Raw genomic sequence first — 26,764 nt, forward strand, 5'->3', positions numbered from 1 at the left:
CCCTTTTTCATTGGGGCTGATGACCCGGCCCGCTCACGCTGGCCAGCCGCTCGGGCAGGCGGCTCGCCAGCCAGTCGATGGCCATTCTGGTCTTGAGCGGCAAGTGCGGGCTGTGGGGCCAGAGGGCGTTGATGGGATAGCTCCTGCCCTTGAGCGCACCCAGCACTTCGCGCAGCTCGCCCCGTTCAAGGTGCGGGCGTGCCAGCCAGCTCGGCAACCATGCCAGGCCAAAGCCCGCGATAGCCACCTGGGTGATGGCGTTGAGATCGTCCATCTGCAACCGCCCTCTGGGCTGAACCTCGCGCCATGTCTCGGCCTCCTGCCACCACCACGACAGCACCCGCCCCTGGCGCAGATAGGCGATGCACTCGTGCTCCGGTAACTCGGCCAGGGTCACAGGTTCCCCCCGCTCGGCCAGATAGGCGGGCGAGGCGCAGAGCGTCATGCCGTGCTCCCCGAGCCTGCGCGCCGCCAGATCCAGGCTGTCCGGCGGCTCTGCGTTGCGGATCACCAGATCCACCCCCTCCTCCACCAGATCCACCTTGCGATCGCTGAACGACAGCTCCAGGGCCAGCCCGGGATGCGCCTTCGCCAGCGCCAGCAAAATGGGGGCCACGCACTGCTGGCCGAACAGCACCGGCATGGAGACCTTCAATCTGCCGTTGAGGGTGAGCTTGTTGCTGGCCAGCGCCGCTTCCCCAAGACGCACCTCCTCCAGCGCCCGCAGGCAGTGGCGATAGAAGAGCGCCCCCTCCTCGGTCAGGCTCTGGCTGCGGGTGGTGCGATGAAACAATTGCACGCCGAGACGCAGCTCCAGCCGCGCCACCCCCTTACCCACCGCCGAGCGGGTGAGGTGAAGCCGCTCCGCCGCCTGGGCGAAGCTGCCCGCCTCCACTACTGTGGCGAAGAGATCGATGCCGTTGAGCGTGTTTGCCATCTATTGCATACCTTTTGGAACCAATATGGCGAAATACTATCAGCACTGCGGAAAAAAAATGACTGGTAAGCTTCCTTCATTCTTCACACGTTTCAGATGGAGTTTCCCTCATGAGCCAGATCCTGCTGCTGCAATCCAGCCTCAACGGCCCCGCATCCCGCACCAACCAGTTGATGGAGCGCTTCCTGCAAACACGCCGGGAGCAGGGCCATCAGGACCAGGTGGTGGTGCGTGATCTGACCGCCCTCGACTTGCCCGTCCTCGACAGCCCGTTGTTTCACGCCTTGCGCGGGGCTGAACCGGCCAATGAGGCCATCCGGCAGGCGGTGGCGCTGTCGGATCGGCTGATTGCCGAACTCAAGGCCGCCGACCTGCTGCTGATCGGCGCCCCCATGTACAACCTCAATGTACCGACCCCCCTCAAGAACTGGTTCGATCTGGTGGCACGGGCCGGGGTGACTTTCCGTTACACCGACACCTACCCCATGGGGCTGGTGGAGGGGGTCAACGCCCTGGTGTTCAGCAGCCGCGGCGGCGTGCATCAAGGACAGACGACAGATGCGGTCACCCCCTACCTCAAGTCCGTGCTCGGCCTGATGGGCATACCGGTGGACTTCGTCTACGCAGAGGGGATGGATCTGCGCCCCCACGGGGCGGAGCAGGGAATGCGCGAGGCCCATGCTCGGCTCGCTGACCTCGGCAGGTAGGGCCATCACCCGATCTTGCCCCTTCCAACCGGCCACCTGCTGCGCGGGACATTCCAAGTAATAAAGCCCCGCAAGGGGCTTTTCTATGACTGCGGCAGTGGCGGCTGAGGGGGACTAGGCTTGCCTGGCATCGGCGCCTGCGGGCATGTCCCGCCAGAGCGCCAGAATGAGCAGCGCCAGCAGGGCAAAGGGCGGCACCAGGCAGAGCAGCACGCACAGGAAGGTGACAAGCCCCGGGTGGCGGCTCTTGCGCCGGGCCAGTCGCCATGCCACCACGCCGACGACGATCATCAGCAGCAGCATGAAGAGAACAAACAGGTTGGAGTTGATGGTCATGAAAGCTCCTTTTTCATGGCAAAAGGCACACTCTAGCGCCGTTGCGGTCCCGGGCAACTCCCTATCTGGTGGTGCCTTCCTGGTCGATAGGCATTTTCTATTTCGCCAATAGATGAGAATGGTTTTCATTTAATGGAATTCTGGGTGATACTGCCTTCATCGCCAGAGGAGACACCACCATGAAAAAGACCATCAGCTTCGCCATCCTGCACTTTTGTGTCGCCTTCACCGTGGCTTACCTGCTGACCGGCGAACTGCTCACCGCCAGCCTGATCGCCCTCATCGAGCCCGCCGTGAACACGGTCGCCTTCTACTTCCACGACCTTGGCTGGCACAAGCTCAAGCCTGAACACAGCCTGCAGGCCAAGACCAGCAGCTTCGCCCTGGTCCACTTCTCGGTGGCCTTCGGTGTCGCCTACCTGCTGAGTGGCGAGCTGCTCACCGGCGGCGTGATGGCACTGATCGAACCTGCCATCAACACCGTCGTCTTCTTCTTCCACGAGCGGCTGTGGCGCGCCCGCCAGACCTTGGCGCTGGCCGGCGTCTGATTGCCATGCAGGGCCGCCCGGCACCCAAAAACACGGGGTGCTCCTGCCTACTTCGGGTGTAAAGTGTGCTCTGATCACGGGGCATCATGCCCCCTGTTGGAGCCCTGTCGATGAACAAGATCTTGCTTGGAACCCTGCTGTTTTCCCCTCTGCTGGCCACGGCGGCCACCCCGTCTTTCGAGTGCGCCAAGGCGAAAGGCGCCGCCGAAACCCTTATCTGCAAGGATGCCGGACTGGCTGCGCTGGATAACGAGCTGTCAGCCCTCTATCCCAAGGCGATTGCCGGGTTCTCCCCCGAGCAGCAGAAGAGCGAGCGCGCCATCCAGCGCGGCTGGATCAAGGGGCGCAACGACTGCTGGAAGGCGGGCGATCTGCGCCAGTGCGTGGAAGAGAGCTACCAGTTGCGGATCACCGAGTTGCAGATAAAAGGCGGCCAGCTGAGGGTGCCGATGCCGGTCGATTACCAGTGCGGCAAGAGCGTCACCCTCTCCACCTACTTCTACAACGAGGCCAAGCGGCCCGCCGCCATGATCAACCTGAGCGAGGGTAACAACCAGCAGCAGGTGCTCGCCTATGAGACCCCCAGCGCCAGCGGCGCCCGGTACGAGGGGCAAAACCTCACCCTCTGGACCAAGGGGAGCGACGCCATGCTGGAGCGCTACGGTCAGCCCACCCTTAACTGCAACGAGATCCCGGGCAACTGATCCCCCGCCCGGCCAAGGGCCGGGCAAGCACTCCCGTACAGGCAGCAAGAGGGTCACCAGTTGGTGGCCACTCGCCCCCTTTTACCTATCCCCAGCCCCCTCTCGCCAATCCAGCCCGGACGCCAGGCTTTCGGGCTGGCCTCCATTTGTTGATCTTGCCCGGCAATTCGCCATTTCCTCCTTTCCCTTCGCTCGCGGGCCGTTAATATAGCCAATTGGCAACACACGCCTCGTCGGAGTCTCCCATGAGCCATGCCAACCACGTCCTTTTGGTCAATCGCAGCAAGCTGGAAGCTGAAATCCAGTGCGGTAGCGTCGCCAAAGGGCACAACCGGTCAGAGGTAAGTGACTGATTCAACCATGTCGAGTGGAGTGAATGTATGGAAACGCACACACTGCATCAGGGTCGGCTGATCGACCATCTCCAACTGGTGGTGAAAGACCTGACCGCCAGCGAGCGCTTTTACAGGGCCATACTGGCCACCCTTGATGTGCCAATCGGCGGAGCGGGTGAGGGTTACTTCTGGGCTGACGAGCTGTTTGTCACATCCATCGACAGCCCGGCTGCGCTCGGCGCACTGACCGGTCGCCATCACCTCGCCTTCCAGGCGCAGGACCGCGCCACAGTCGATCGCTTCTATCAGGCAGCGCTGGCCCACGGCGGCCAGGACAACGGCGCCCCCGGCGAGCGAGCCTATCACCCCGGCTATTACGCCGCCTTTGTCCTCGATCCGGACGGCAATAATATCGAAGCGGTTTATCACGGCGAGGCAACACGCAGTGCGGAGTCGGTGGAAATTCAGTTTTAAAAAAGGTTGGAAAATCCATGATTGGGATCTCGTCGTAGGACGATAAGTAAATATACCTTACTAGAAAAGATGTACCCATAATTTATTAAACCATATTAACTTTGTTAGAGATTATTTATGCCTATTGTATTTGCCATAGTTGCAATAATTATCATGATTTTTATTTTCGGTAACTCCGGGAAAAATTTAATTACAGGATTGATTGCTATAATTGGAGCTTTTCTTATTGGTGCTGTTGGTTTGGCGTTATTGGGCACGGGTATTGGGATCCCAGTCTTCGGTGTTGCAATCATTATATTTCTAATACTAAAAGGAGTATCATCAAAATAAGAGAACCTCGACACCATTTAGAAAGTAAAAAACAAAAGTCTCAGCAAATACCTATAGTGATGCACGGTCATATCCGAGTGTTTCCAAGACAGGCTTGGATTAATATTTATAATTTGCATTGATTATTTGAAAATAAAAATGACATTGTAAAGAATGCCTATTGAAGCCCATAGGTTAAATTATTAAAGCATGCTCGAACGGGCGACACTTGGGCAGCGCACATGTTTTCTGATAATTATCAGTCGCCCTTTCAACGGTTATTCTTTCGCTGATGGGCTGCCACCCATTTTTATCTTGCCCGGCAATTCGCAATCCCCCCCTTTTCTTTACTCGCGGGCCATTAATATATCCTATTGACAATCCCCCCTCGTCGGAGTATTCCATGAGTCATGCCAACCCACCAGTAGGTAACGCGTAGCAGACTGGAGGCTGAGATCCAGGGTGGTAGCGTCGCCTTTAAGACACACTCTACCATCCTGAAATGATAAAGAAGTCAGGGTGAAGCTTTTTATTGTACAACTCTGGTAATTCATTAAATATCTGCCACTGCTTTCATGTAAATATAAGCAATATGGATATTCAATGAAAAATAATGGGTTACCATAAAGCACAAATACAAAAATACACTCATATCGCCTACCTTTTGGCTTGGCTTATTCTGATGTTAAATAACTAGAGAATATTTTATGTTAGTTATAAAAGAACAAATCCTTGGGGGAACGCTCCAAGACAGACAAGGTGAGAAATTAAGTTATAAATTTCTAAATGATTTTTGTGATAAATATAAAGGCTGCCGCATACCAATGAACCAGCATCATGACATTTTAAAAAAAACAGTCGGCCATATCGAGAACTTAAAATTAATACAGCATCCAAGTATATCAGATGAATGGCAATTAATTGGTGACATATATTTGAACGAGGGTGATGTTGAGGATGCTATTGGTGGATTTAGTATTTCAGGCATAGAACCTCTCATTGAAATTGAAAACCCTAATACATTGTTGTATTTACCATATCCACTATACAATGACAAAATATTAATAGAGGAACTTTCATTATCCAATACACTCAATATTGGCAAGTGGATAAAAAAGAACAACACCCCTGAGCTAATAGCCATATTTGCCCCTGCAATATTATTCATTCTATCTCCAGCTTGGGAGCATACATACAACAAGATAATTGCACCAAAAATAGATGACTTCATTGAGAAGCAATGGCCAAAACTAAAGAAAGAAAATCTAGGTTTACAGCATGCTCAGTTAATTGACTACCAAAATAGTGAAATTGAAATTAGATTTATTGGTGAAAAAGGAAAGGAAGAAATTTGTTATTCACCAAAAGCAATAAAAATAGCGATAAAAAAGGTTCAAGCTGAATTGCCAAATTTAACCGCTCAGCGTGAAAATGTAATAAGAGTTGTAATGTATTTCGACTCTAAAATACAAGAATACTCTATTCATAGAGTTGAGTACATTGATGGTTCTGTTGAACATATGGTCTAACAAAGAATTCTCTAAAATACGCGAATCAAGCAGCACATAGGTGCCGGATAATTATCAGGCGTCCTTCCAACGATCATTCTACCGCGATCGTCTGATTACGCTTCGCTCATCAGACCGACAAAAGAGATATTCCCCCTCTCCTTCAGGATCGGTAAATCCCCTTGGGGAGCTCTTGGCGCCACTAGGTGATCCTGTCTGGTTCGACAGAGTCACTATAAATGGAATTTATGGGTTTTCCGATAATGACCCAGCATTTGCTTATAGTGACGATCGCCAGTCCACCAGCACCTGTTGCGGCCCCATAGCGGGTCAGCACGGCCATTTCCCGGCCCGAAGGGCGGGCGAAACCCCGTCGAGGGCAAGGCCCTCGCATGCTATGGGGAAACGCCATATCCAGTGCGCGGCTGTGCAATGCACTGCGCCAGCGCCGTGCCAGGGGTGCGGCGATGCAGTCACAGAACCACACCGTTATCCTCCCTGCACTGCGCCAACGGCGCCCCCTCCCCCTGGGGATTCAATCCCCCCTGCCACTGGCCTATAGTGAGCCCCTACTCGAACAACCTTTGCGAGCAGCACCATGTATATCGGCGAATTTGCCCGGCTGGCGGGCACCACCCCAAAGGCGGTCCGTCTCTACGAGCAGCTCGGGCTGCTGCCCGAGCCCAGGCGGCGCGGCAAGTATCGCGTCTACCGGGCCGAGGATCTGGAGTGGGTCGGCTTTATCCGCGAGGCCCAGCGGCTTGGCTGCAAGCTCGGGGAGCTGGTTCCCCTGCTCGCGGGCGTCACCAGCCTCGATCACTTCCCCTGGCAGAAGGTGGAGCAGCTTATCGCGGACAAGCTGGCGCAGATCGAGGCGGAGGTCGCCAGGCTGCAACGCCAGCATCAGGGCTTGAGCCAGTGCGCCACGCTGCTGGCGCAGCACCCCTGCCGCTATGGCGCCCCGGCGCGGCAATCCCCCGACGGGCGGGATCATCCCGCCGCCGCGGATCGGGGGCAAAAGGTGGCTTGACTCTGTCCCATGGGACAAGGGGTGTAATGGGGGCTCACTTCAAGGAGCCATACCATGACCCCCAACCTGCTTGTTCTCAACGGCAACCCCAAACCCGACAGCCTCTGCCACGCCCTCGCCCGGGAGTATGCCCGCAGTGCCGAGCAAGGGGGCGCGCGCGTCACCCTGCATCACGTGGGGGAGCTCACCTTCGCGCCGGATCTTCACCATGGCTATGACGAGGCGCAGCCCCTCGAGCCCGATCTGCAGGCGGTGCAGCAGAGCCTGACTGCCGCTCATCATCTGGTGATCGTCGCCCCCGTCTGGTGGGGCCACCTGCCTGCCCGGCTCAAGGGGCTGCTGGATCGCACCCTGCTGCCGGGTTTCGCCTTTCGCTACCAGCCGGGGAAGGCGTACCCGGAGCAGTTGCTCGCCGGCAAGACGGCGCGCCTGCTGCTCACCATGGACAGCCCCCCCTGGTATTACCGCTGGTGGCAGGGTGCCCCCCTGGATCGCACCCTGGACAAGCCGGTGCTGGGGCTGTGCGGTATCCGGCTGACCCACCGCCTGCATCTGGGGCCCGTCCATACCTCGAGTGAGGGGGCGCGCCAGCGCTGGCTCAGCCAGGCCGGGGCCGCCGCCCGCCAGGATGTGCAGCGGCTGGGCAGGCGCCCCGCCTAATCCCTGCCATGGGCATGTTTTGCCCATTAAAAAGCCCCGCAGTTGCGGGGCTTTTGTCGTCGAGGCGGGGGTTATTTTGCCGCGATGGCGTCTGCCATGGGGCTCTGGAACTCCTGCTCGGCTTCTGCGAAGCGATCCTGCATGGCCTTGGAGGGGGCCTTGTCCAGCAGGCTGAACAGCACGATGGCCAGGGTGGCAAACAGGAAGCCCGGGATGATTTCGTACAGACCCAGCCAGCCGAACTGCTTCCAGATGATGACGGTCAGGGCACCGACCAGCATGCCCGCCAGGGCGCCGTTGCGGGTCATGCGGGACCAGAGCACGGAGAGCAGCACCACGGGGCCGAAGGCGGCACCGAAACCGGCCCAGGCGTAGCTCACCAGCCCCAGCACCCGGTTTTCCGGGTTGGTGGCGACGGCGATGGCCACCAGGGCGATCAGCAGCACCATGGCGCGGCCGACCCACACCAGCTCTTTCTGGGAGGCGTTCTTGCGCAGGAAGGGCTTGTAGAGATCCTCGGTGATGGCGCTGGAGCAGACCAGCAGCTGGCAACTGAGGGTACTCATGACCGCCGCCAGGATGGCGGAGAGCAGCACGCCGGCAATCCAGGGGTTGAACAGGATCTTGGAGAGCTCGATGAAGACGCGCTCCGGGTTGGCGGTTACGCCACCCGCCTGCTCGGTGAAGGTGGAGAAGTAGGCCAGGCCGAAGAAACCGATGGCCACGGCGCCACCCAGGCACAGCACCATCCAGGTCATGCTGATGCGACGGGCGCTGGCCATGGAGTGGTGGGAGTCCGCCGCCATGAAGCGCGCCAGGATGTGGGGCTGACCGAAGTAGCCCAGGCCCCAGGCCATCAGAGAGATGATGGCGATGAAGTCCAGGTTCTTGAACATGTCGAGGTTGCTGGCGTTCTGCGCCGCCACCTGCACCATGGCGGTGTCGATGCCGCCCACGGCGATGATGACGAACACCGGGGTCAGGATGAGGGCGAAGATCATCAGGGTCGCCTGCACGGTGTCGGTCCAGCTTACCGCGAGGAAGCCGCCGAAGAAGGTGTAGGTGATGGTGGCCGCGGCACCGATCCAGAGGGCGGTGTCATAGCTCATGCCGAAAGTGCTCTCGAACAGGCGGGCACCGGCCACCACGCCGGAGGCGCAGTAGATGGTGAAGAACAGCAGGATCACCAGGGCGGAGAGGATGCGCAGCACCCGGCTCTTGTCTTCGAAGCGGTAGGTGAAGTAGTCCGGCAGGGTCAGGGCGTTGCGGTTCTTCTCGGTGTGAACCCGCAGCCGACCGGCCACCCAGCGCCAGTTGAAGTAGGCGCCGATGATGAGGCCGATGGCGATCCAGCTCTCGGAGATACCGCCGATGAAGACGGCGCCAGGCAGGCCCATCAGGAGCCAGCCACTCATGTCGGAGGCACCGGCGGAGAGGGCGGTCACCCAGCTCCCCATCCGGCGGCCGCCGAGAATGTAGTCGTCAAAGTTACGGGTGGCGCGATAGGCGATGAAGCCGATCAACACCATCCCGAGGATGTACACCAGAAAGGTGATGAGCATGGGGGTGCTAGCTGTCATTCAAAACTCCGTTATGTGACGTCTGTGCCCGTTCTTGCGACGGACTCTTCCTTAAAAAAACCGGCCTAGAGTAATCAGCAGATCGCCGGACCACAACCACTTTTAACAAATAAAAAACACATAGAAAACGTTTAACACCTAACCAAGCAACCACTCAATTGCAATAAGGCCGGATTTTATCCCGACCTGCCAAGGGTTTACCCTGATGATCCCCTCCCCCGCGCCATAAAAAAGCCCCGACAGTGGCCGGGGCTCGGAATACCGACGGGCGGGATCAGCGGTTGATGGCGATGGGCATGCCGCTGCGCTGCTCCAGGGCCTGCTTGACCAGCTGGGAGTCGCTGTCCGCGTGGGCGATGAAGCGGGTCACGGCGGTGGACATGGGCAGCGGGGCCGGCAGGCTGGAGTTGAACTCCTCCTGGTTGCGGGAGAGGGGCTGGTGCACTTCCAGGTAGCGGCGGCCATCCGGCTCGACAGAGGCCTTGATGGGCTGGTTCACGAACTGGACGCGGGTACCGACCGGGACCTGCTTGAACAGGTACTCGATGTCGTCGTTGCGCAGACGCACGCAGCCATGGCTCACCCGCAGGCCGATGCCGAACTGGGCGTTGGTGCCGTGGATGGCGTACATCTTGCCGATGTAGAGCGCGAACAGCCCCATGGGGTTGTCCGGACCGGCCGGCCAGACCGCAGGCAGGGTCTCGCCACGGGCGGCGTACTCGGCGTGCATCTTCGCGGTCGGGGTCCAGGTCGGGCCCGCCTTCTTGCGCTGCACGCTGGTCACCCAGTCTTCCGGGGTGTCGGTGCCGAGCTGGCCGATGCCAATCGGCAGCACTTCCACCACCTTCTTGCCTTTGGGGTAGTAGTAGAGGCGCATCTCGGCCACATTCAGCACGATGCCTTCACGGGGGGCATCCGGCAGGATCAGCTGATGCGGCACGACCAGCTTCTCGCCCGCCTGCAGCAGCAGGGGGTCTGCCTTGGGGTTGGCTTCCAGCATGTTGGTCAAGCCGAGCTGGAATCTGGCCGCTGCCGCTTCCAGGGGTTGGCCCGCCTCTTCCGGGGACACCACGTAGTCCAGGTTCTCCCCCACCAGGCGGCTGTTGGCTGCGGGCAGGGCATATTCGATGGCGAGGGCGGGCATGGCGGCCAGGATCAGGGAGCAGCACAGTGCGGCCGCCGTGTTGTGGAGGAGCTTCATAACTTTCCTGTGATAAAGGGGGTGGTTCAGCACTCTGGCCAGCGCGGAGGCGACGGGCGCGCCCGGGGCGAAGAGAAGGCCGCCATTTTTCTCCTCTGCCATGCAAATTTCAACCGCCACGTGCTGACGGGTCGGTGATTAAATACGGTGCCGCGCTGTGCCGCGGCACCTTGTCATAAGCGGGATCAGCCGTTTTTCCAACTGTGCATGTCATAACCGGTTGGCGACTGATGCAAACGCAGATGGAATTGCTCAATTATCGCAAATATGTGGTCGAAAATATCAGCCTGTATCCCTTCATACTCGGCCCAGGCGGTGGTCGCCGTGAAGCAGTAGATCTCCAGCGGCAGGCCGTCCGTGGTCGGTGCCAACTGGCGCACCATCAGGGTCATGTCCTTGCGAATGCCCGCATGAGCCCGCAGGTAGGCGTCCAGATAGGCGCGCAGGGTGCCGAGGTTGGTGAGGTGGCGACCATTGATGGGGCAGCTGATGGCATCGCTGAGCTGCTGGTTGTAGCTGCTGAGCTCCTGCTCCTTGCGGCTGAGGTAGGGCGCCAGCAACCTGGCCTGCTTGAGCTGCAACTGCTCCTGCGAGGTGAGGAAGCGCACGCTGGTCATGTCGATGTTGACGCTGCGCTTGATGCGGCGCCCGCCGGATTCGGTCATCCCCTGCCAGTTCTTGAAGGAGTCGGAGATGAGGGCATAGGTAGGGATGGTAGTGATGGTCTTGTCCCAGTTCGACACCTTGACCGTGGTGAGGCCGATGTCGGTCACCTCGCCGTCCGCCCCGTACTTGTCCATCTGCAGCCAGTCACCGACGCTCAGCATGCGGTTGGCAGAGAGCTGGATACCCGCCACCAGGCCGAGGATGGGGTCCTTGAACACCAGCATCAGGACCGCGGTCATGGCCCCCAGGCCGCTGAACAGGAAGAGGGGCGACTTGCCGAGCAGCAGGGCGATCATCAGGATGCCCACCAGGATGCTGGCCACCAGTTTCACCCCCTGGAAGATGCCGCGCAGGGGCAGATCCCGCCCAAGCCGGGTATGGCGGCTCAGGGAGAGCAGGCAGTCGAGCAGGGCGAACAGGGCCAGCAGCAGGAACAGCAGGATCCAGAGCTGGGCCAGCAACTCGATAAGCGCCAGGCTCTCGGACGCTTTGGGCAGCCAGATCTCCGCCTGACCGAGCAGCACGGCCCCCTGGAACACGAAGGCGAGCCGGTAGAAGAGGCGTTGCTGCAACTGGGGCGGCAGCCACATCTGCTTGGTCTTGCCAAGCAGCCCCACCAGGCGCACCAGCAGGATGCGGTGCAGCACCAGGTGCAGCACCATGGCGGTCAGCACGATGAACCCCAGGGCGATCACCAGGGCCATCATGGGGGTCACATCGACCCCCAGGCCTGACAACCAGTTGAAAAACATCTCTTTCATCGTTACCTCCGCAATATCACACAGCGGTCAGGGTACGCATCTGGTCCCCCATGTCAAATGACAGGACGCTCACTATTGCCGAAACGACAACGCCCGGCAGGGGCCGGGCGTTGTCGTCACCAGAGGGTGCCTTAGCCGACCAGGCTCAGGGCATCACGGGCGATCACCAGCTCTTCGTTGGTGGGCATCACCAGGGCCAGACGGCTGCCTTCCACGGTGATGGGGCCTTCACCGCCCAGTACGGCTGCGTTGTTGGCCTCCTTGTCGATCTTGAAGCCGAGCAGGGCCAGTCGGGCCAGCACCATCTCGCGCACCATGGCGGCGTTCTCGCCGATGCCGCCGGTGAACACCAGGGCGTCCAAGCGACCATCCATGGCGGCAGCATAGGCACCGACGTACTTGGCAACGCGATAGGTGAAGACATCCAGCGCGCGCTTGGCACCTGCGTCGGTGGCGTAGTTGCCGGTGACGTAGCGGCAGTCGCTGCTCTCCTCGGTCATGCCCAGCAGGCCGGATTCGCGGGTCAGCACCTGGTTGATCTTGTCCACGCTGTAACCCAGGTTGTCGTGCATGAAGAAGACGATGGCAGGGTCGATGTCACCGGAGCGGGTGCCCATCGCCAGCCCTTCCAGCGGGGTCAGCCCCATGGAGGTGTCGACGGACTCGCCGTTCTTGATGGCGCAGACGGAGGCACCGTTGCCCAGGTGGCAGTTGATGATGTTGAGCTCATGGAGCGGTTTGCCCAGCGCCTTGGCGGTCTCTTCGGCGATGAAGCGGTGGGAGGTACCGTGGGCGCCGTAACGACGGATGCCGTTCTCGCGATAGAGCTTGTAGGGCAGCGCGTAGAGGTAGGCTTCCTCTGGCAGGGTCTGGTGGAAGGCGGTGTCGAACACGGCCACGTTCTTGTCGGCCAGGGCCGGGAACACCTTGAGGGCGGCACGGATGCCGATGAGGTGCGCCGGGTTGTGCAGGGGGGCGAACGGAATGGCGGCCTCGATGCCGGCGATCACGCCCTCATCGATGCGCACGGAGCGGGAGAACTGCTCGCCGCCGTGCACGATGCGATGGCCGATGGCGACCAGCTGATCGGCCAGGGCGGGATCCTGGGGCAGGATGTGGCCCACGATGTGGTCGAGGGCTTCCTGGTGCGCGGCACCTGCGCCCAGCATGGCGTCGCCCTTGACCCCGTGGAGTTTCCATTTGATACGTGCGTCATCCAGATTGAAGCATTCGGCCAGGCCGGACAGCATGTCCTCGCCCGTTTCAGCGTCCATTACGGCAAATTTCAGGGAAGAGCTACCGCAGTTAAGGATCAATACCAACTTGCTCATGTTCTACATCTTCCTGTGCTTCGGCTTTACGCCGACAGTGTCGTGTCATCCAGCGATGGATGGGATTCCCCTGCCGGGGGCTTATGGTCGCAGGAGGGTGCGTCCAATTTTTCAAATCGTTGGGCGCAGACCGTTCGTCTGGCGCGCGCGTCGAATCAGCGATTCGCAACGGGCCTCTGTTGGCCCAATCACTCGGGACTCCAGGCCCCGAATGCCACTCAGGCGCCGGTCAGCAGCGACTGGTGAACCTTGACGACCAGCTTCTTGACCGGACCTGGGGTCGTCAGGGTACAGAGGGGGCGATGCAGTTCTCCCGGCCAGAAGATGGCGAAGTCGCCGGGCTGCAACGCCAGATAACTGGTCTGCTCGTCATCGACGAACCAGAGATCGGGGTGAGGATGATCGGCACCGTCCCGGCTGTAGGCGTGAGGGCCCACGCCGATCCACTCCTCGCCGCGCAGCAGCAGCTGGATGTCCAGATACTGCTCATGAAACTCGCCCCGGCGATCCGCCACCGGCTCTGTCAGATCCTCGCTCACCAGGCAGAACAGCATGAGGCCGTCGACCTCCTGCTTGCCGAGGGGGGCGTGCAGCCAGCGTTCAACGCTTTGCACCACCTCGGCCACGATACGGTTCAGGGGGGCGGGCAAGGGGGTGCGTTGCAAGGTATCCAGACTGCCGGTGATCATGAGGTTCGCATCCTTAGATATATCTGTGGTCTATCTTTGTGCACCAATGAAAAAGGACCATTGAAGGTCCTTTTATCGTCTCGTCTGCCATCCGTGCAGACGGGGGCGCTGTCGCTTCCTAGCCGATGGCGCCGAGTCACTGTTGCATACTCGTCCGCCCCTGCCAAGAGATACTCGCCCATTCACCCGATGATCGTACCAGTTGAAACAATATTATTCACTACCCAATCTCCCCCGACTTTGACCAGACGCAAAAACGGGAGCATCTGCTCCCGTTTTTTTTCCATCACCCGCTCAAAGCGGTGCCATTCAAACCTTGCCGGCGTTTTCCACCGGCTTGGCGTACATGGCGCGCCAGATGGCCTTGTGCTCTTGTGGCACCTCGGACTGGCGAGTCAGGAAGGCACTCTGCTCTATGGTGCTGGCTTTGCCGGGCACATCCGCCGCGAGGTAGTTGCCCGGGAAGAGGCGATAGCTGCTCCAGATCGCCTTGTCGATGAGCGCCGCCAGCTCGTCCGGATCGCTGAAACCCTCGGTGATGGGGGCGCCGAAGGAGACATGTACCCGCCCCTTCTGGCCGACGATGCCCGCGACGATACTCTCGATGTCCTCGAACTCGCCCTTCTCGTAGCTGCCGTTGACCGACTTCTCGTAGAGCTCGCGCGCCTTGGCCTTGTCGGTGGGATCCAGCTCGTAGCTGATGCTCACCGGCACGATGTTGAGGCTGCGCATGTAGTCGACGAACTCGATCTTCTGCTTCTTGCCGTCCACGTAGAACATCTTGAGGATGGCCGGATCCGTCTTGTCGTCCCCGTCCTTGGCGCGCCCCTCCTTCTGGGCGATCCAGATGGAGTGCCCCTCGTGCACCGACTGGCCGATGTAGGCCGACAGCTCCCCGAGGGCCTTCATCATCTCCCGCGGCCCCTTGGCGGAGCGCTTGACGATGAAGCTCTTGTTGAGCTTCATCAGCTCGGTGGCGCAGGGCTTGCGCAGCAGGTTGTCGCCGATGGCGATGCGCACGGTATCGAAACCGTGGGTGTGCAGCCCCCAGTTGACGAACGCCGGATCCATGGCGATGTCCCTGTGGTTGGAGACGAACAGGTAGCCCTGCTCCTTCTTGAGGTGTTCGAGCCCGGAGAAGCTCACTCCCTGGGTGGAGGTGGCGATCATCCGGGTCATGTAGCGGGTCACCCCCATCTGTACCTGATGGATGGTGCTGACCTTGGCCCACTTGTGGCGCAGGAACTGGCGGATCAGCGGGCGAATGGCCCAGCCCAGCCAGCTCATCAGGGAACCGAAGCGGTATTTGGCGATGGCGCCGATAAACTCGTCATCCTGGATCAGCCGCTCGATGGCAGCCGGTACTTCTTCATCGCGATAGGGGCGAATGTCCGCGAATCTATCTACTTCTGTCACAATGTCTGCCTTGCATGTATGGAGTCGCGGCCTGCGTCTGCCGGCCGGGAAAATTCAGGGCGCAATTTTACACGCTTTTATCCCCAGGGGTATGAGAGGCGTACAGATAGTGCGATCTTGCAGTGAAAAAGCGATGGCGGTCACCCGCCAGCCCCCCTTTCGACAACGGCTGCGCTAGCCAGCGGGGTTGATGAGCGCGGTGAGGACGTGCTCCTCCCAGCGGCCGTTGATCATCAGATAGTCCCGAGCGTACCCCTCCTGCTCGAACCCCAGCCGTTCGAGGAGCGCGCCGCTTCGCAGGTTCGCGGGCATGTAGCTGGCCATGATGCGATGCAGGCCCCGCTCCAGGAACAGGTGATCGATGCCGGCGGCCACCACCTCCTGCATCAGGCCCTGCCCCTCATGCTCCTTGTCGATGGCATAGCCCAGGTGGCACGCCTTGAACATGCCCATCACAATGTTCGTGAAATTGCAGGTGGCGAGCACCCGCTCCCCCCTGGGATCGAGCGCCACCAGTTGCACGGCACTGCCCTCGAAATAGTGGCCGTAACCGTCGCGCAAGCGGGTCTGCCAGTGGGCGAGGGTGTAGAAGCTCTCCTCCCGCCTGGGCTCCCAGGGGGCCAGGTGGGCGCGATTGCGCAGATAGAAATCCACCATCAGGCAGGCCCGCTCCGGGGTCAGCACGGTCAGCCGGGTGCGGGGGGTGGCAATGTGGGGCAGCGTCGTCATCTCACCCTCTGGAGGTTGGAAGCAGACAAAAGGGTCATCAGAGATCCCTCAGCCTCAGCCACTCGTCCCGCAGCAGGCCGTAGTGCACATGATCCACCACCCTGTCCGCCAGCCGCTCCGCCCGCCGGGTAATCCCCTCCTGGGTCATTCCCAGCCGCTCGCACACGGCTCGGCTCGCCTCGTTCTCGAGGGCGGCGCTGATCTCCACCTTCTCCATCCCCATCTCCTCGAAGGCGTGATGGATCAGGGCCTGGCAGGCCCGGGTGATGATGCCGTGCCCCTGCCAGCGCTCCGCCAGCCAGTAACCGATGGTCACCTTGCCGAGCTCGTGATCGATCTGGTTGTAACCGATGACGCCGACCACCTCCCCCTGATACTCGATGGCCGTGGTCAGCCCCTCCCCCCGGGCAAACTTCTCGATGGCGTGGCGAATGAAGGTGGCGCTGTCGGCGGGCTGCTGGATGTGGGGCACCCAGGGCAGCCACTGGGAGAGGTAGTCGCGGTTGCGCTGGCAGAGGCGAAACAGCTCGCTGGCCATGTCGGGTTGCAGGAACAGGAGCGCCAGCTCGTCATCCAGTTGCCATGAAAACATCGCCACTCCTCCCCGGTTCCGCTCCGGCCATCTGCCGTCATGGGAGCCAATGTAGTCAATCAATCCCTTGTTTGCCAAGGACTTTTCAACCGGCTTCCCCGCTGGCAACCCCCATATGGCGATCCCCATGCGGGCACCTTGATCCCAAGGTCATCAATCACCCCTCACAGCGGTTCAACATGCTGCCATTACCAGTATTTGTGGATGATTGGCGCTGTAAAAGTGAATCGTGCTACCTGTTTTCGCTGCCCTGTGACAAATGACAGGCCGTTATTTTCCCCCTTCCCACTAGTGTAAGAGCGCCGGGCAACGGACCCGGCGTGTAATCTTCATCGACTAAGGAAAGACGAGATGAACAAAGTCTATTTGGCCGTCATGCTGGCCTGCTGGGGAAGCGCCGCCATGGCGGCAGAACAGGTGGAAGTGAACCAGGTCTCCGACCTGACCGGTGCGGTGAGTGGCGCCGCCAAGATTGGCGCCCTTGGCGCCGGGGATGGCGAGTTTCGCAAGGTACGGGCGGTGACGCTGCCCAATGGCCAGCAGCGGATACGCTATGAGCAGACCTGGCAGGGGATTCCGGTGTGGGGCCAGGTTCTGGTGGCCGATCAGGCGCTGGGGGGCCAGGTCAATCAGGTGTCCGGCACCATGCTGCGCAAGATCGATGCCGACCTGACGGGCCCGGCCGTTGCCCTCTCCGCCAGCGACGCCGCACGCCAGGCTCGCAGCGGTGCCAAGGGGAGCAACGAACAGGTTAAGCTGTTCGTGATGCAGGATGAGACCGGCCAGGCCAGACTGGTCTATCTGGTCTCCTGGCTCGCCGCCAGCAAGGAACCGAGCCGCCCCTTCGTGATGATCGACGCCCAGACCGGCAGCGAGCTCAAACGCTGGGAGGGGATCAACCACAAGGACGCCACCGGCCCGGGGGGCAACGTCAAGACCGGCAAGTATTTCTACGGCGCCGACTTTGGCCCCCTGCAGGTAGATGACAACTGCCGCATGACGGGGACCAACGTGGACACCCTCAACATGAATCACGGCACCACGGGGGGCACCATCCACCAGTTCACCTGCCCGGAGAACACGGTCAAGGAGATCAACGGTGCCTATTCCCCTCTCAACGATGCCCACTACTTCGGCAACGTGGTGTTCGACATGTACCGCAACTGGTACAACACGGCGCCGCTGAGCTTCAAGCTCAAGATGCGGGTGCACTACAGCCGCAACTACGAGAACGCCTTCTGGGACGGCAGCCAGATGACCTTCGGCGACGGGGCCACCACCTTCTATCCGCTGGTGAGCCTGGATGTGGCGGCCCACGAGGTGAGCCATGGCTTCACCGAGCAGAACTCAGGACTGGTCTACTCCGGTCAGTCTGGCGGCATCAACGAGGCCTTCTCCGACATGGCGGGGGAAGCGGCCGAATACTACATGAAGGGCAGCAACGACTGGCTGGTGGGGGCCCAGATCTTCAAGGGCAACGGCTCCTTGCGCTACTTCGAGGACCCGGCCCGGGACGGCAAGTCCATCGGCCACGCCAGCGATTACTATGACGGCATCGACGTGCACCACAGTTCCGGTGTCTACAACCGCGCCTTCTACCTGCTGGCCAACACCAGCGGCTGGCAAACCCGCAAGGCGTTCGAGGTGTTCGTGCTGGCCAACCGCCTCTACTGGGGCCCCAACACCACCTTCGATCAGGGGGCATGCGGGGTGACCAGGGCCGCCACGGATCTCGGCTACAGCGTGAGCGACGTGGCAGCCGCCTTCACCGCCGTCGGGGTCAATGCCACCTGCGGCGGCACCACGCCCCAACCGGGCAGCGTGCTGCAAAACGGGGTACCGGTGAGCAATCTCACCGCCGCCAAGGGGGGCAAGCTGAACTTCACCGTCGAGGTGCCCGCCGGCAGAAGCCAGCTGGTGGTGACCAGCAGCGGCGGCAGCGGGGATGCGGATCTCTACGTGAAGTTCGGCAGCGCGCCGACCGCCAGCAGCTATGACTGCCGCCCCTACAAGAGCGGCAATGCCGAAACCTGTACCCTGAACGCCCCCAAGGCGGGGACCTGGCACGTGCAGCTGAGCGGGTTCAGCGCCTTCTCCGGCGTCACCCTCAAGGCCAGCTACTGAGTCTGAGCGGGCATCAAGGGGAATAAGCGAAGAGCGCCGGCCTGGTCCGGCGCTTTTTTATGTCCGCTTGCCCGACCAGCGCCGGGCAAGGGTACGGGCCGCCTCCAGCACCCGCTCCTTGGCGGGATTGGGGCGCTTGCCGCTGCGCCAGGCCATCATCACGTCCCAGTGATCCGGTGGCAGATCCACCACGTCCAGCTTCACCAGGCGACCGAACTCCAGATCCCGGGTTATGGCGAGCGCCGGCATCAGGGTGATGAAGCCGTGCTCCAGCGCCAGCTCCCGTGCCGCACTCGCTGGCTGGATGGCGTGCAGCGGGCTCGCCACCTGGCGCAGCAGACGCAACTGCAGGATCAGCTCGTCGCAGCCCGTCCCCCACTGCTGGGGCGCCAGCCGCTCGTTGGCAATGTCCTGCAGAGTCAGCCCCTGCCGCCCGGCCAGCGGGTGGGTGGCGCAGGCCACGGCGATGATCGGGGAACGGTAAAGCAGTTCGAGCTGGATGCCCGCGATGGCAGGGCACTTGAGAATGAAGCCCACGTCGGTCTCGCCGGTCAGCAACTCCTGCATGATGATGCCAGAGTGATCCGTGTTGCAGCGGATCTCGAAGGTCTCGTCCACCAGGGCCAGCAGCAGGGGGCCGAACACCGCCGTGGTCAGAGAGGGGAGGCAGGAGAGCCGGATCCGCGGCAATGCAGGCGCCCCCTGCATCGCCAGCCGCCCCCCTTCCAGTGCGCTCAGAGCCGCGGTCGCGGCAGGCAGAAACTGCTCGCAGGCCGGGGTCGGGGTGGCCCCCCGACGATGGCGACGGAACAGGGACTGGCCCAGCTCCTGCTCCAGCACGGCAATGCGCTGGCTCACCATGGGTTGTGACCAGCCGCGAATGGCGGCCACCTTGCTGAAGCTGCCACGGTTGGCCACATCCAGCAGCAGTTGCAAATCGTCGAGGGTCATAGCCATAACCAAATCCAATATGAAATATAGCCAGTTGTCGGCTACCACTATATCTGGAGCCCCACCAGAATAGCAGCATCAATCGTCATGAACCGGCTGAACGCCACCGAGCCAGGGAGTTGTCATCCCCCTTGGCTCTGTTTGGTGACGGCGCCGTTCGGGCAAGAAAGACAACAATATCAGCGAAGCAAACAGAGGTATCAGGGTCATGGTGGATCGGGCGAGGCGGTTGGGGCGGTGGTTCTTGGCATTGGATTCCCTGCTGGTGATCCTGGGCTTCTTCGTGGTGATGCCCATGATCAGCCTGCGCTTCGTCGACCAACTGGGCTGGGCCGCCGGTGTGGTCGGACTGGCACTGGGGCTGCGTCAGCTTACCCAGCAAGGGCTGGGGGTCTTTGGCGGCTCCCTCGCCGACAAGTTCGGGGCGCGCCCCCTCATCGTCTGCGGCATGCTGCTGCGGGCGCTGGGGTTTGCCAGCCTGGCCTATGCCCAGAGCGGATTGGAACTGATCCTCTCCTGCATCATCTCGGGGCTGGGTGGCTGCCTGTTCGATCCCCCCCGCGCCGCCCTGGTGATCAAGTTCACCCGGCCACGGGAGCGGGGTCGCTACATCTCCCTGCTGATGATGCTGGAGAGCGCCGGCGCCGTGGTGGGAGCCCTGCTCGGCAGCTGGCTGCTGAACTTCGATTTTGAATATGTCTGCCTGCTGGGTGCCGGCCTGTTCGTCTGCGCCGCCCTGTGCAACCTGCTGATCCTGCCCCCCTACAAGCTTTCGGTGCGCCCGACGCCGATCCGGGACGGCCTCGGCCAGGTGCTGGCGGACAAGGCCTTCTGCCGACTGGTGCTGATCTTAAGCGGCTACTACGCGCTCTGGGTGCAGGTCATGCTGATCTTCCCCATTCTCGTCAAACAGATGGCAGGCAGCACCACGGCGGTGGGCTGGATGTACACCCTGGAGACGGCCATCTCCCTGGCCCTGCTCTACCCCCTTGCCCGGTTCGGCGAGCGCCACTTCAAGCTGGAGAACCGCCTGATGGCGGGGGTGCTGCTGATGACCACGGGGATCGGGCTGGTGGCCTTTGCCACCACCTTGCCCGCCGTCTTCCTGCTGCTCGCCTGCTTCTATCTCGGCATCGTCATCGCCGAGCCGGCGCGGGAAACCCTGATGACCAAGCTGGCACAACCGGGGGCGCGGGGCAGCTACATGGGCTTCAGCCGACTGGGACTGGCGCTCGGGGGCATGACGGGTTACGTGGGGGGCGGCGCACTGCACGACTACGCCATGGCCCAGGGGCAACCCTGGTTGCCCTGGCTGGTGCTCGGCACCGTCGGTGTCACCACCTTGCTGCTGCTGGCCAACTGCTTCCAGCGCGGCTCTCGCCTGGCAGGGGTCAACGCCTGATCCTCTGGCAATCATCCCGTCTACCCCGGGCGCCCTTCTCTTGAAGGGCGCCCTTTTTTACCTTCTTCTTGCATTGCCCTTCCCCTCGTCTGCGCCCATCCGCCCGAAAATCCCCCATAAAAAAAGCGGCAGATTGCTCTGCCGCTTTTGCCCAGCCCGCTTGGCTGTTACTTGTTGATATCCAACATGTTGTTTTGCAACATGAAATCGATCACCTGGTTGGCAGTCGTCCCTGAACCGCCCGTCAGGGTGTCGAAGGTGTGGTTCATCAGCACTATCTCCTGGGTCACCGGCGCCGCACTGCTCTCCTTGACCTGCAGATGCACCCCTTCGCTGTCCTGGAACACCGAGAGCAGGCTCTTCAGGGAGCTCTCGCTCTTGCTGCCATCGCTGTCTAGCAAGTCGCTCAGATCCAGTTTATCCCCTTCCGACTTGCTAAAATCGACGATGTAGTCCTTGGCCACCTTGCCAGCCTCGGTATCCCCTTTCAGCCAGGTGAAGGTATCGGCACCTGCATCCCCCATGAGGATGTCGTTGCCGGCCCCCCCGATCAGGATGTCGTTGCCCAGCCCGCCGCTCAATATGTCGTTGCCGGTACCGCCATAGAGGGTGTCGTTGCCACTGCCGCCATAGAGGCGATCGTTGCCGCTCTCCCCATAGAGGGTGTCGTTGCCGCTACCACCGAACAGGGTGTCGTTGCCGGCACCGCCGTACAGGAAGTCATCACCCCCCTGACCGAACAGGATGTCATTGCCATCACCGCCGAGGAGGGTGTCACCCTTGTCATTGGCCGACGACTGATCGAACTCGCTGGCGTGATCCGTGATGTAGGCGTGCACCTGGGCATCGGTCACCAACCCTGCCCCCAGCTTGCCGCTCACATACTGCTTGATGGCCGCATACCCTTCCCCGCTGATGCCGGTGAAGCGTACCGCGTCGCCAAACAGGATGTCGTCGCCCGCACCGCCATCGATCCGGTCACTGCCCGGCTTGTTGTTGATGGAGGTTCCCAGAATGGCATTGGCCAGATCGGAGGCTGATACGTTGAACTGCACCACCTGATCGCTATCGAACTGCTTCAGGGTATCGATGGAGACCTTGCTACCGATGCCGATGGCCTGCAGCACCACATTGTTTGCCTCCAGCAGCGGCAGCACGCTCAATGCGTTGTTTCTGGCTGTGTCATTGGTATACCCAGAAATGTAAGCATCTGAGATTTCGAAGCTTCCGTCTCCCTGGGGTTTAAGGGTTCCAATGATGCTATATTCCCATTTCTTTCCATTCTGTGACCACTGTCTGACATCGCCGTTGGCATCCACTATCACCCTCTGATCGCCCCCGATATTGGCGTAGAAGGCCTTGCCCGGTACGTAGTTGTTGACGTTGACAAAGGTATCCAGCCTTTGCACAGTCTTGGTGTTCACCACCGGATTGGTATTTTCGTTGTAGAAGAAGGAGTTGGGTGCCCCATCGGTGATGAAATAGGCCAGATTCTTCGCATTGGTGTTGTTCTTGGCTATGTCACTGTTGAACCAGTTCGAGGTCGCCTTGAGCGGGTCCTCATAGTTGGTATATCCCTCATAGCCATTCATCTGACTAATAACATCCTCCAACAACCCCGAAGCATTGGGATCTTTCAGATCCACGCTGACGGAACGCTTGACCTGGGTATCAAAATCGACCAGGAAGACGTTGACCTTGCCCGCAGCCTCCTTGCCCGCGCTCGCCTGAAGATCTTCGAACACCTGAATCAGCTGATTTCTAATCGTCGCCATATCGTCACCAATACTGCTCGATGTGTCGACCATAAAGGCAAGGTTGTAGTTCTGGCCTGGCAGCACCACGCTACCGTCCAGATCCCCCACCACGATATTGTGTTCACTGCCATAGGTCCGGTTCTGATCGCCAGGTTCACCTTCGGTGGACTGGAAGTAGCTCAGACGGATGCTGTCACTGTCGGTCGCGGTACTGGTTTGATCGGTCCCGACCTCCTTGGCGATGGCCTCGACCTTGAGATCCACCAGACCGGCGCTGCTGCCCGGCACTCGCAGCGTCAGTCCGCTCAACTTCACATCCAGCGCGCTCGCACTCCACAGACCGCTGTTGACGGTGAGGGTAAGCTTGCCATCAACCCCGACGGTGCCCAGCAACTGGCTGCCCTTGTAGAGCTCGGAGCCTTTGGGCATCCCGCTTAGTACCAGGCTGTCGAGCACTTCGCTGCCATCCCGATCGCTCAGGGAGGCACTCACCTCCAGCGGATAATCGACCACCACCGGCTGCACCAGGGTCAGCACGCCCGTATCCTGATTGATCTGGTAGACACCGTCGGCGAACTGGACATACTCCACGTCGTGCAGCGCCTTGGTGATACCGACCCCCTTCTCCGTGACCGAGAAGTTGAACCAGCGATCATTGATCGAGTATCCGCTGCCCTTTGTGATGGCGTAGTCGGCACGGTTGCCGGACAGTACAGCGATATCTTTATCACCAGCACCGCCATAGAGAGTATCGCCACCCAACCCAGCGACCAGAATGTCATTTCCAACGCCGCCGTCGAGGGTATCGCCCGACACTGAGTTGCCACCGACCAGCACGTCATTGCCGTTGCCACCGACGAAGTGGTCGCCGCCCCCCTTCTGGCTCACGATGTAGTCGTTGCCATCACCGCCCACCACGGAGTCCTTACTAGAAGTGCTATCGGTCAGGGTCTTGGTGATCCCGAGGGCCCCCTTGTCGAAGTTGCCGGACTGGAACTGGCCCGTGGTGATCCCCGCGCTCGGGAAGCTCAGGTTGTAAAGGGGAATACCGTTGCCCACCAGACTCAGGTTGACGGTCGGCTTGTCGGCCACCGCCGCCACGTCGATCACCAGCTTGCTGCCGTTGCTGAGGTTGGCACCGTCGCTTATCTGATAGCCGATGCTGGCATAGTCGCCCTTCATGTTGCCGACCACAGCGCCGTTGCCGTTGGCGGCATGGGTGCTCGATTCGTTCAGACCTGGCACGAAGCGCAGATGGCCTGCGTTCACCTCGGCATAGGAGATGAGGGATCCGGTTTGCACCGCAACCCACTGCCCAGCCGCATTGAGGTATTCGAGGGTACCGTTCAGCGGCAGGGTGTTGATCTGCACCCCGAGATCAGTCGCGTCCTGATCATCGCTGGCACCGAACTGGGCCCAGGTCAGGACCTGGGGCTGATCTTCGGCACCGGTGCTGTGGCCGCCAGCCGCCGTCGGCGCCCGATCGTTGTCCACTATGGTACCGGTCCCGCTCTGACCACCGATGGTCACCGAGAGGGTCTCGTTCGTCTCGACCAGGCGATCGTTTACCGTCGGGATGGTCACCGTGAAGTCTGTCACGCCCGCCGGTACCGTGATCTTGCCGGTGGTGCTGTTGTAGGTCACGCCGTTGCTGAACTGGGCATTGCCCCAGTCCTGGTAGGATGCGGGGTTGTTGCCCGATCCGCGAATGGCGAAATCGTATTCGGTCGCTTCCTGGGTCGCATCGGACAAGGTGACCTTGTGCAACAGGTTGCCCCCTTCAGTCACGCTCTCGCTGGAGACACCCTGAACCAGCGGCGTGAAGAGAGGCTTGGTGGCGAAGGAACCAATGCTGGCGTCACCGTCACCATCCACCACCCGGATCTGGAAGTCGATGTCACCATCACCCAGGGGTTTGGACATGCGCTGGTACTGGAAGAACTCCCACTTGCCGGTGGCTGGCGTGAACTCCAGCTTGAAGACGAGGTTGCCGCCCGCATCCTTCCCGAGCAGGGTATTGGCCCCGCTGGCGGTGATGGCGATGGCTGAGCCGGAAGCCGTCCGCAGACCATTCTCGAAGGTCGCCGGGTCCAGCACCAGCCCGATGGAGCCCTTGCCGTCCGCCCCCCATTGCGGTGCAACCGTACCCGAACCATAGGCGATGGCCTGCGGCGTATCAGCCCCCAGAAACTCGATAGACTTGACGGTAAAGTCGCTGTTGTCTTTGGTATTGATGTTGCCGTTATTGGTCGCCTTGATCACCATGGTATCGAAGCCACCCTGCTGCACCTGGAAGTTCTGGTTGAACTCTCCGCCCGCTGCATCCGATCTGAATGAAAGTGTGGAAATCAATACGTTGTCTCGGTAGAACTCCACGACCCCGCTCTCCAGCTCGCCGCCAAACATCTTGCTGAACTTGATGTTGGCGCCGTAGGCAACCTTGCCCGCATCCAGCGTGACGATAAGCCGCTCGGATACGGAAGAGCCATCAGCAAAATGGCGGAAGTCAATTTCATTGGCGAGGTTGTGGTAAGGCGCAGCACCGCTAGCCACCCCCAGCCCCGAGCTGGAGCCGTTGACATCCGCCGTTACCAGTGAGGAATCGGTTGCCGACTTGAAGCCCAAGGCGCTGATGGTAAAACCCGCCATGTTCAGGGTGCTCTGGTTGTCACTGTACTTGGTCAGATCGAAGAACCCGGTCAGCACATTCGGAATATCGGTCTTCACCACGGAAACGGCATCGCTGTTGCCAGCAATGGGGGAGTCGTCCTCCACGCTGACATCCAGCTTGCCCTTGGTGACGCCGCTGCCATCGGAGACCTCCACGTCCAGCTGGAACGACAGCTTGTCTTCCGAGGTCGTATCCCCGTGGTCGAGTGGCTCCTTAAGGGTCACATCATAAGTCCACGCTCCCTTGCCGCTGGCATTGGGTGCCGTCAGCTTGACCTCGACCACAGCCTTGTAATCGGCGCCGCCAATCGCCCCCGTGTAGCCGACCAGCGTCTTGCTGCCCGCATCCCAGCTCCACTGGACCTTGGCCCCACCGGACGTCAGCCCGGCCGGTCCGTTCAGGGAGATGCTGAGCGTGCTGCTGTCGATGTCGCCCACCGAGAGGGTACCGGACGCCTTGATGGCGTTGGTGGTATCCGGGTTGCCGACCGTGTCGGCAATACCGTTTGCCAGCCCCTCTTCGGAGACGACAGCCCCATTGGAGATGGTCAGCGTCGGCAGATCATTGACCGCATCCACCTTGATGGTCACGGTTGCGGGACTCGCATCCACGGCGCCGTCGTTGTCTACCGCCGCATAGTTGAAGGTGGTGTTGCCGTTCCAGTTCGCATTCGGAGTGAAGGTGAGCTTGCCGGCGTCCGCCACCGCAATGCTCTGATCCACCGTCACAGCCACCCCGTTCAGATAGAGGATGCCGTTGGCAGGCAGGCTCTTGATGGTGAAACTCACCACGTTGCCATCGATGTCGCTGCCACTGAGGGTCGGAATGGCGATGCTGGCGGCATCTTCCTGACCGTTTGCCTGCTTGTTCGCTGTCTCCGGCGCTTCATTCAGGATCTGCGCGTTGTCGCTGCCCGGCAGGGAGACGTTGCCCGCCTTGTCGGTCTGGGTCGCCGTCACCGTCAACGACTTGCCGTTGGCCGGGGTCGTCTCCGTCCAGCTGATGGTGCCATTCTGATAGCCGTAGCTCTTGCCATTGCTTGCCAGCAGGGTGCCATCGGCTTTGAGCGTCAACTGGACAGTGCTGTTCACCCCGCCATTGTTGATGGTCAGCGTCACCTTGCCGCCCGCAACCAGGTCTGCGTGATTGATCCCGGCGCGTACCTGGATCTGATCATTGCCAATCTCGGCCTTGGTCAGCATCTGGTCGTTGTTGGCATCATCCACGATAACCACGGTCGGTGCCGCAGTGGCGGTGGTGTCGCCCATGGTGGCGCTGTCGCTGCCCGGCAGCGAGACGTTGCCCGCCGCGTCCACGATGGTGGCGGTCACGGTCAGCGTCACGCC

General features: G+C 60.6%; 22 protein-coding genes. 10 read left to right on the forward strand and 12 right to left on the reverse strand.

The features are described from left to right. Window positions 1-7 precede the first annotated feature (7 nt). Window positions 8-937 carry a LysR family transcriptional regulator gene (locus tag AB5Y47_RS18080; protein ID WP_368220452.1) on the reverse strand — a complete coding sequence of 310 codons (930 nt, stop codon included), beginning with the start codon at window positions 935-937 and terminating at the stop codon, window positions 8-10. Window positions 938-1,047: 110 nt separating this feature from the next. Here AB5Y47_RS18080 and AB5Y47_RS18085 point away from each other — a divergent pair, with 110 nt between their 5' ends. Then, entirely contained in the window at window positions 1,048-1,644 is a 597-nt protein-coding gene (locus tag AB5Y47_RS18085) for an FMN-dependent NADH-azoreductase (RefSeq protein ID WP_368220454.1), read from the forward strand. Window positions 1,645-1,758: 114 nt separating this feature from the next. Here AB5Y47_RS18085 and AB5Y47_RS18090 read toward each other — a convergent pair whose 3' ends face one another. Then, window positions 1,759-1,980 (reverse strand): hypothetical protein, encoded by a 222-nt coding sequence (locus AB5Y47_RS18090; protein WP_039040192.1) that lies wholly within the window; start codon window positions 1,978-1,980, stop codon window positions 1,759-1,761. A gap of 179 nt (window positions 1,981-2,159) precedes the next feature. Between AB5Y47_RS18090 and AB5Y47_RS18095 the strand changes: the two genes are divergently transcribed. The 7 genes from AB5Y47_RS18095 (at window position 2,160) to AB5Y47_RS18125 (ending at window position 7,548) form a co-directional block, all read left to right on the forward strand. Continuing rightward, window positions 2,160-2,528: a DUF2061 domain-containing protein gene (locus AB5Y47_RS18095; RefSeq protein ID WP_102948403.1), complete on the forward strand. Its 369-nt coding sequence runs from the start codon at window positions 2,160-2,162 to the stop codon at window positions 2,526-2,528. 110 nt (window positions 2,529-2,638) lie between these two features. Continuing rightward, the gene (locus tag AB5Y47_RS18100) at window positions 2,639-3,232 is read left to right on the forward strand and encodes an MliC family protein (protein ID WP_368220456.1); all 594 of its coding nucleotides are present in this window, start codon (window positions 2,639-2,641) and stop codon (window positions 3,230-3,232) included. Window positions 3,233-3,612: 380 nt separating this feature from the next. Further along, window positions 3,613-4,041 carry a VOC family protein gene (locus AB5Y47_RS18105; protein WP_368220458.1) on the forward strand — a complete coding sequence of 143 codons (429 nt, stop codon included), beginning with the start codon at window positions 3,613-3,615 and terminating at the stop codon, window positions 4,039-4,041. 117 nt (window positions 4,042-4,158) lie between these two features. Further along, window positions 4,159-4,371, forward strand: coding sequence for a hypothetical protein (locus tag AB5Y47_RS18110; RefSeq protein ID WP_141651336.1), 213 nt, complete (start codon window positions 4,159-4,161; stop codon window positions 4,369-4,371). 686 nt (window positions 4,372-5,057) lie between these two features. Further along, entirely contained in the window at window positions 5,058-5,879 is an 822-nt protein-coding gene (locus tag AB5Y47_RS18115; RefSeq protein WP_324037383.1) for a hypothetical protein, read from the forward strand. A gap of 577 nt (window positions 5,880-6,456) precedes the next feature. Then, window positions 6,457-6,888 (forward strand): MerR family transcriptional regulator, encoded by a 432-nt coding sequence (locus AB5Y47_RS18120; protein ID WP_041212963.1) that lies wholly within the window; start codon window positions 6,457-6,459, stop codon window positions 6,886-6,888. Window positions 6,889-6,942: 54 nt separating this feature from the next. Beyond that, window positions 6,943-7,548: an NAD(P)H-dependent oxidoreductase gene (locus AB5Y47_RS18125; protein WP_368220459.1), complete on the forward strand. Its 606-nt coding sequence runs from the start codon at window positions 6,943-6,945 to the stop codon at window positions 7,546-7,548. A gap of 71 nt (window positions 7,549-7,619) precedes the next feature. Here the strand turns inward: AB5Y47_RS18125 and putP are convergent, their stop codons facing one another. The 8 genes from putP to AB5Y47_RS18165 form a co-directional block, all read right to left on the reverse strand. Beyond that, window positions 7,620-9,128 carry a sodium/proline symporter PutP gene (gene putP, locus AB5Y47_RS18130; protein WP_045525661.1) on the reverse strand — a complete coding sequence of 503 codons (1,509 nt, stop codon included), beginning with the start codon at window positions 9,126-9,128 and terminating at the stop codon, window positions 7,620-7,622. A gap of 274 nt (window positions 9,129-9,402) precedes the next feature. Beyond that, window positions 9,403-10,329, reverse strand: a complete 927-nt coding sequence (locus tag AB5Y47_RS18135; protein ID WP_010675523.1) for a L,D-transpeptidase family protein — start codon at window positions 10,327-10,329, stop codon at window positions 9,403-9,405. A 185-nt stretch (window positions 10,330-10,514) separates the two neighbouring features. Beyond that, the gene (locus tag AB5Y47_RS18140; protein ID WP_010675524.1) at window positions 10,515-11,756 is read right to left on the reverse strand and encodes a mechanosensitive ion channel family protein; all 1,242 of its coding nucleotides are present in this window, start codon (window positions 11,754-11,756) and stop codon (window positions 10,515-10,517) included. A gap of 131 nt (window positions 11,757-11,887) precedes the next feature. Next, the gene (locus AB5Y47_RS18145; protein ID WP_041215759.1) at window positions 11,888-13,087 is read right to left on the reverse strand and encodes an acetate kinase; all 1,200 of its coding nucleotides are present in this window, start codon (window positions 13,085-13,087) and stop codon (window positions 11,888-11,890) included. A 218-nt stretch (window positions 13,088-13,305) separates the two neighbouring features. Further along, window positions 13,306-13,776, reverse strand: a complete 471-nt coding sequence (locus AB5Y47_RS18150) for a YhcH/YjgK/YiaL family protein (RefSeq protein ID WP_043156325.1) — start codon at window positions 13,774-13,776, stop codon at window positions 13,306-13,308. A gap of 309 nt (window positions 13,777-14,085) precedes the next feature. Further along, entirely contained in the window at window positions 14,086-15,192 is a 1,107-nt protein-coding gene (locus AB5Y47_RS18155) for a 1-acyl-sn-glycerol-3-phosphate acyltransferase (protein WP_010675527.1), read from the reverse strand. Window positions 15,193-15,366: 174 nt separating this feature from the next. Further along, complete coding sequence (locus AB5Y47_RS18160; protein ID WP_368220461.1) at window positions 15,367-15,921, reverse strand: GNAT family N-acetyltransferase; 555 nt, start codon at window positions 15,919-15,921, stop codon at window positions 15,367-15,369. Between the two features lie 37 nt (window positions 15,922-15,958). Next, window positions 15,959-16,513 (reverse strand): GNAT family N-acetyltransferase, encoded by a 555-nt coding sequence (locus AB5Y47_RS18165; protein WP_043156321.1) that lies wholly within the window; start codon window positions 16,511-16,513, stop codon window positions 15,959-15,961. A 351-nt stretch (window positions 16,514-16,864) separates the two neighbouring features. Between AB5Y47_RS18165 and AB5Y47_RS18170 the strand changes: the two genes are divergently transcribed. Beyond that, window positions 16,865-18,637: a M4 family metallopeptidase gene (locus AB5Y47_RS18170; protein ID WP_053288774.1), complete on the forward strand. Its 1,773-nt coding sequence runs from the start codon at window positions 16,865-16,867 to the stop codon at window positions 18,635-18,637. Window positions 18,638-18,694: 57 nt separating this feature from the next. On the opposite strand, the gene AB5Y47_RS18175 is transcribed toward AB5Y47_RS18170, so the two are convergent. Continuing rightward, window positions 18,695-19,594 carry a LysR family transcriptional regulator gene (locus AB5Y47_RS18175; RefSeq protein ID WP_029314793.1) on the reverse strand — a complete coding sequence of 300 codons (900 nt, stop codon included), beginning with the start codon at window positions 19,592-19,594 and terminating at the stop codon, window positions 18,695-18,697. Window positions 19,595-19,796: 202 nt separating this feature from the next. On the opposite strand from AB5Y47_RS18175, the gene mdtH reads away from it, so the two are divergent. Beyond that, a complete protein-coding gene (gene mdtH, locus AB5Y47_RS18180; protein WP_029314794.1) occupies window positions 19,797-20,990 on the forward strand; it encodes a multidrug efflux MFS transporter MdtH in 1,194 nt (397 codons plus the stop codon). Window positions 20,991-21,157: 167 nt separating this feature from the next. On the opposite strand, the gene AB5Y47_RS18185 is transcribed toward mdtH, so the two are convergent. Further along, window positions 21,158-26,749: a type I secretion C-terminal target domain-containing protein gene (locus tag AB5Y47_RS18185; protein WP_368220463.1), complete on the reverse strand. Its 5,592-nt coding sequence runs from the start codon at window positions 26,747-26,749 to the stop codon at window positions 21,158-21,160. Between the last annotated feature and the right edge of the window lie 15 nt (window positions 26,750-26,764).

The organism is Aeromonas sp. R7-2 (assembly GCF_040908105.1).
In the GTDB taxonomy this organism is placed as follows: Bacteria; Pseudomonadota; Gammaproteobacteria; order Enterobacterales; family Aeromonadaceae; genus Aeromonas; species Aeromonas caviae.

Excerpts from the sequence above, each read along its gene's own strand:
- AB5Y47_RS18080 (WP_368220452.1), bottom strand. The coding sequence starts at position 937 with ATGGCAAACACGCTCAACGGCATCGATCTCTTCGCCACAGTAGTGGAG.
- AB5Y47_RS18085 (WP_368220454.1), top strand. The coding sequence starts at position 1,048 with ATGAGCCAGATCCTGCTGCTGCAATCCAGCCTCAACGGCCCCGCATCC.
- AB5Y47_RS18090 (WP_039040192.1), bottom strand. The coding sequence starts at position 1,980 with ATGACCATCAACTCCAACCTGTTTGTTCTCTTCATGCTGCTGCTGATG.
- AB5Y47_RS18095 (WP_102948403.1), top strand. The coding sequence starts at position 2,160 with ATGAAAAAGACCATCAGCTTCGCCATCCTGCACTTTTGTGTCGCCTTC.
- AB5Y47_RS18100 (WP_368220456.1), top strand. The coding sequence starts at position 2,639 with ATGAACAAGATCTTGCTTGGAACCCTGCTGTTTTCCCCTCTGCTGGCC.
- AB5Y47_RS18105 (WP_368220458.1), top strand. The coding sequence starts at position 3,613 with ATGGAAACGCACACACTGCATCAGGGTCGGCTGATCGACCATCTCCAA.
- AB5Y47_RS18110 (WP_141651336.1), top strand. The coding sequence starts at position 4,159 with ATGCCTATTGTATTTGCCATAGTTGCAATAATTATCATGATTTTTATT.
- AB5Y47_RS18115 (WP_324037383.1), top strand. The coding sequence starts at position 5,058 with ATGTTAGTTATAAAAGAACAAATCCTTGGGGGAACGCTCCAAGACAGA.
- AB5Y47_RS18120 (WP_041212963.1), top strand. The coding sequence starts at position 6,457 with ATGTATATCGGCGAATTTGCCCGGCTGGCGGGCACCACCCCAAAGGCG.
- AB5Y47_RS18125 (WP_368220459.1), top strand. The coding sequence starts at position 6,943 with ATGACCCCCAACCTGCTTGTTCTCAACGGCAACCCCAAACCCGACAGC.
- putP (WP_045525661.1), bottom strand. The coding sequence starts at position 9,128 with ATGACAGCTAGCACCCCCATGCTCATCACCTTTCTGGTGTACATCCTC.
- AB5Y47_RS18135 (WP_010675523.1), bottom strand. The coding sequence starts at position 10,329 with ATGAAGCTCCTCCACAACACGGCGGCCGCACTGTGCTGCTCCCTGATC.
- AB5Y47_RS18140 (WP_010675524.1), bottom strand. The coding sequence starts at position 11,756 with ATGAAAGAGATGTTTTTCAACTGGTTGTCAGGCCTGGGGGTCGATGTG.
- AB5Y47_RS18145 (WP_041215759.1), bottom strand. The coding sequence starts at position 13,087 with ATGAGCAAGTTGGTATTGATCCTTAACTGCGGTAGCTCTTCCCTGAAA.
- AB5Y47_RS18150 (WP_043156325.1), bottom strand. The coding sequence starts at position 13,776 with ATGATCACCGGCAGTCTGGATACCTTGCAACGCACCCCCTTGCCCGCC.
- AB5Y47_RS18160 (WP_368220461.1), bottom strand. The coding sequence starts at position 15,921 with ATGACGACGCTGCCCCACATTGCCACCCCCCGCACCCGGCTGACCGTG.
- AB5Y47_RS18165 (WP_043156321.1), bottom strand. The coding sequence starts at position 16,513 with ATGTTTTCATGGCAACTGGATGACGAGCTGGCGCTCCTGTTCCTGCAA.
- AB5Y47_RS18170 (WP_053288774.1), top strand. The coding sequence starts at position 16,865 with ATGAACAAAGTCTATTTGGCCGTCATGCTGGCCTGCTGGGGAAGCGCC.
- AB5Y47_RS18175 (WP_029314793.1), bottom strand. The coding sequence starts at position 19,594 with ATGGCTATGACCCTCGACGATTTGCAACTGCTGCTGGATGTGGCCAAC.
- mdtH (WP_029314794.1), top strand. The coding sequence starts at position 19,797 with ATGGTGGATCGGGCGAGGCGGTTGGGGCGGTGGTTCTTGGCATTGGAT.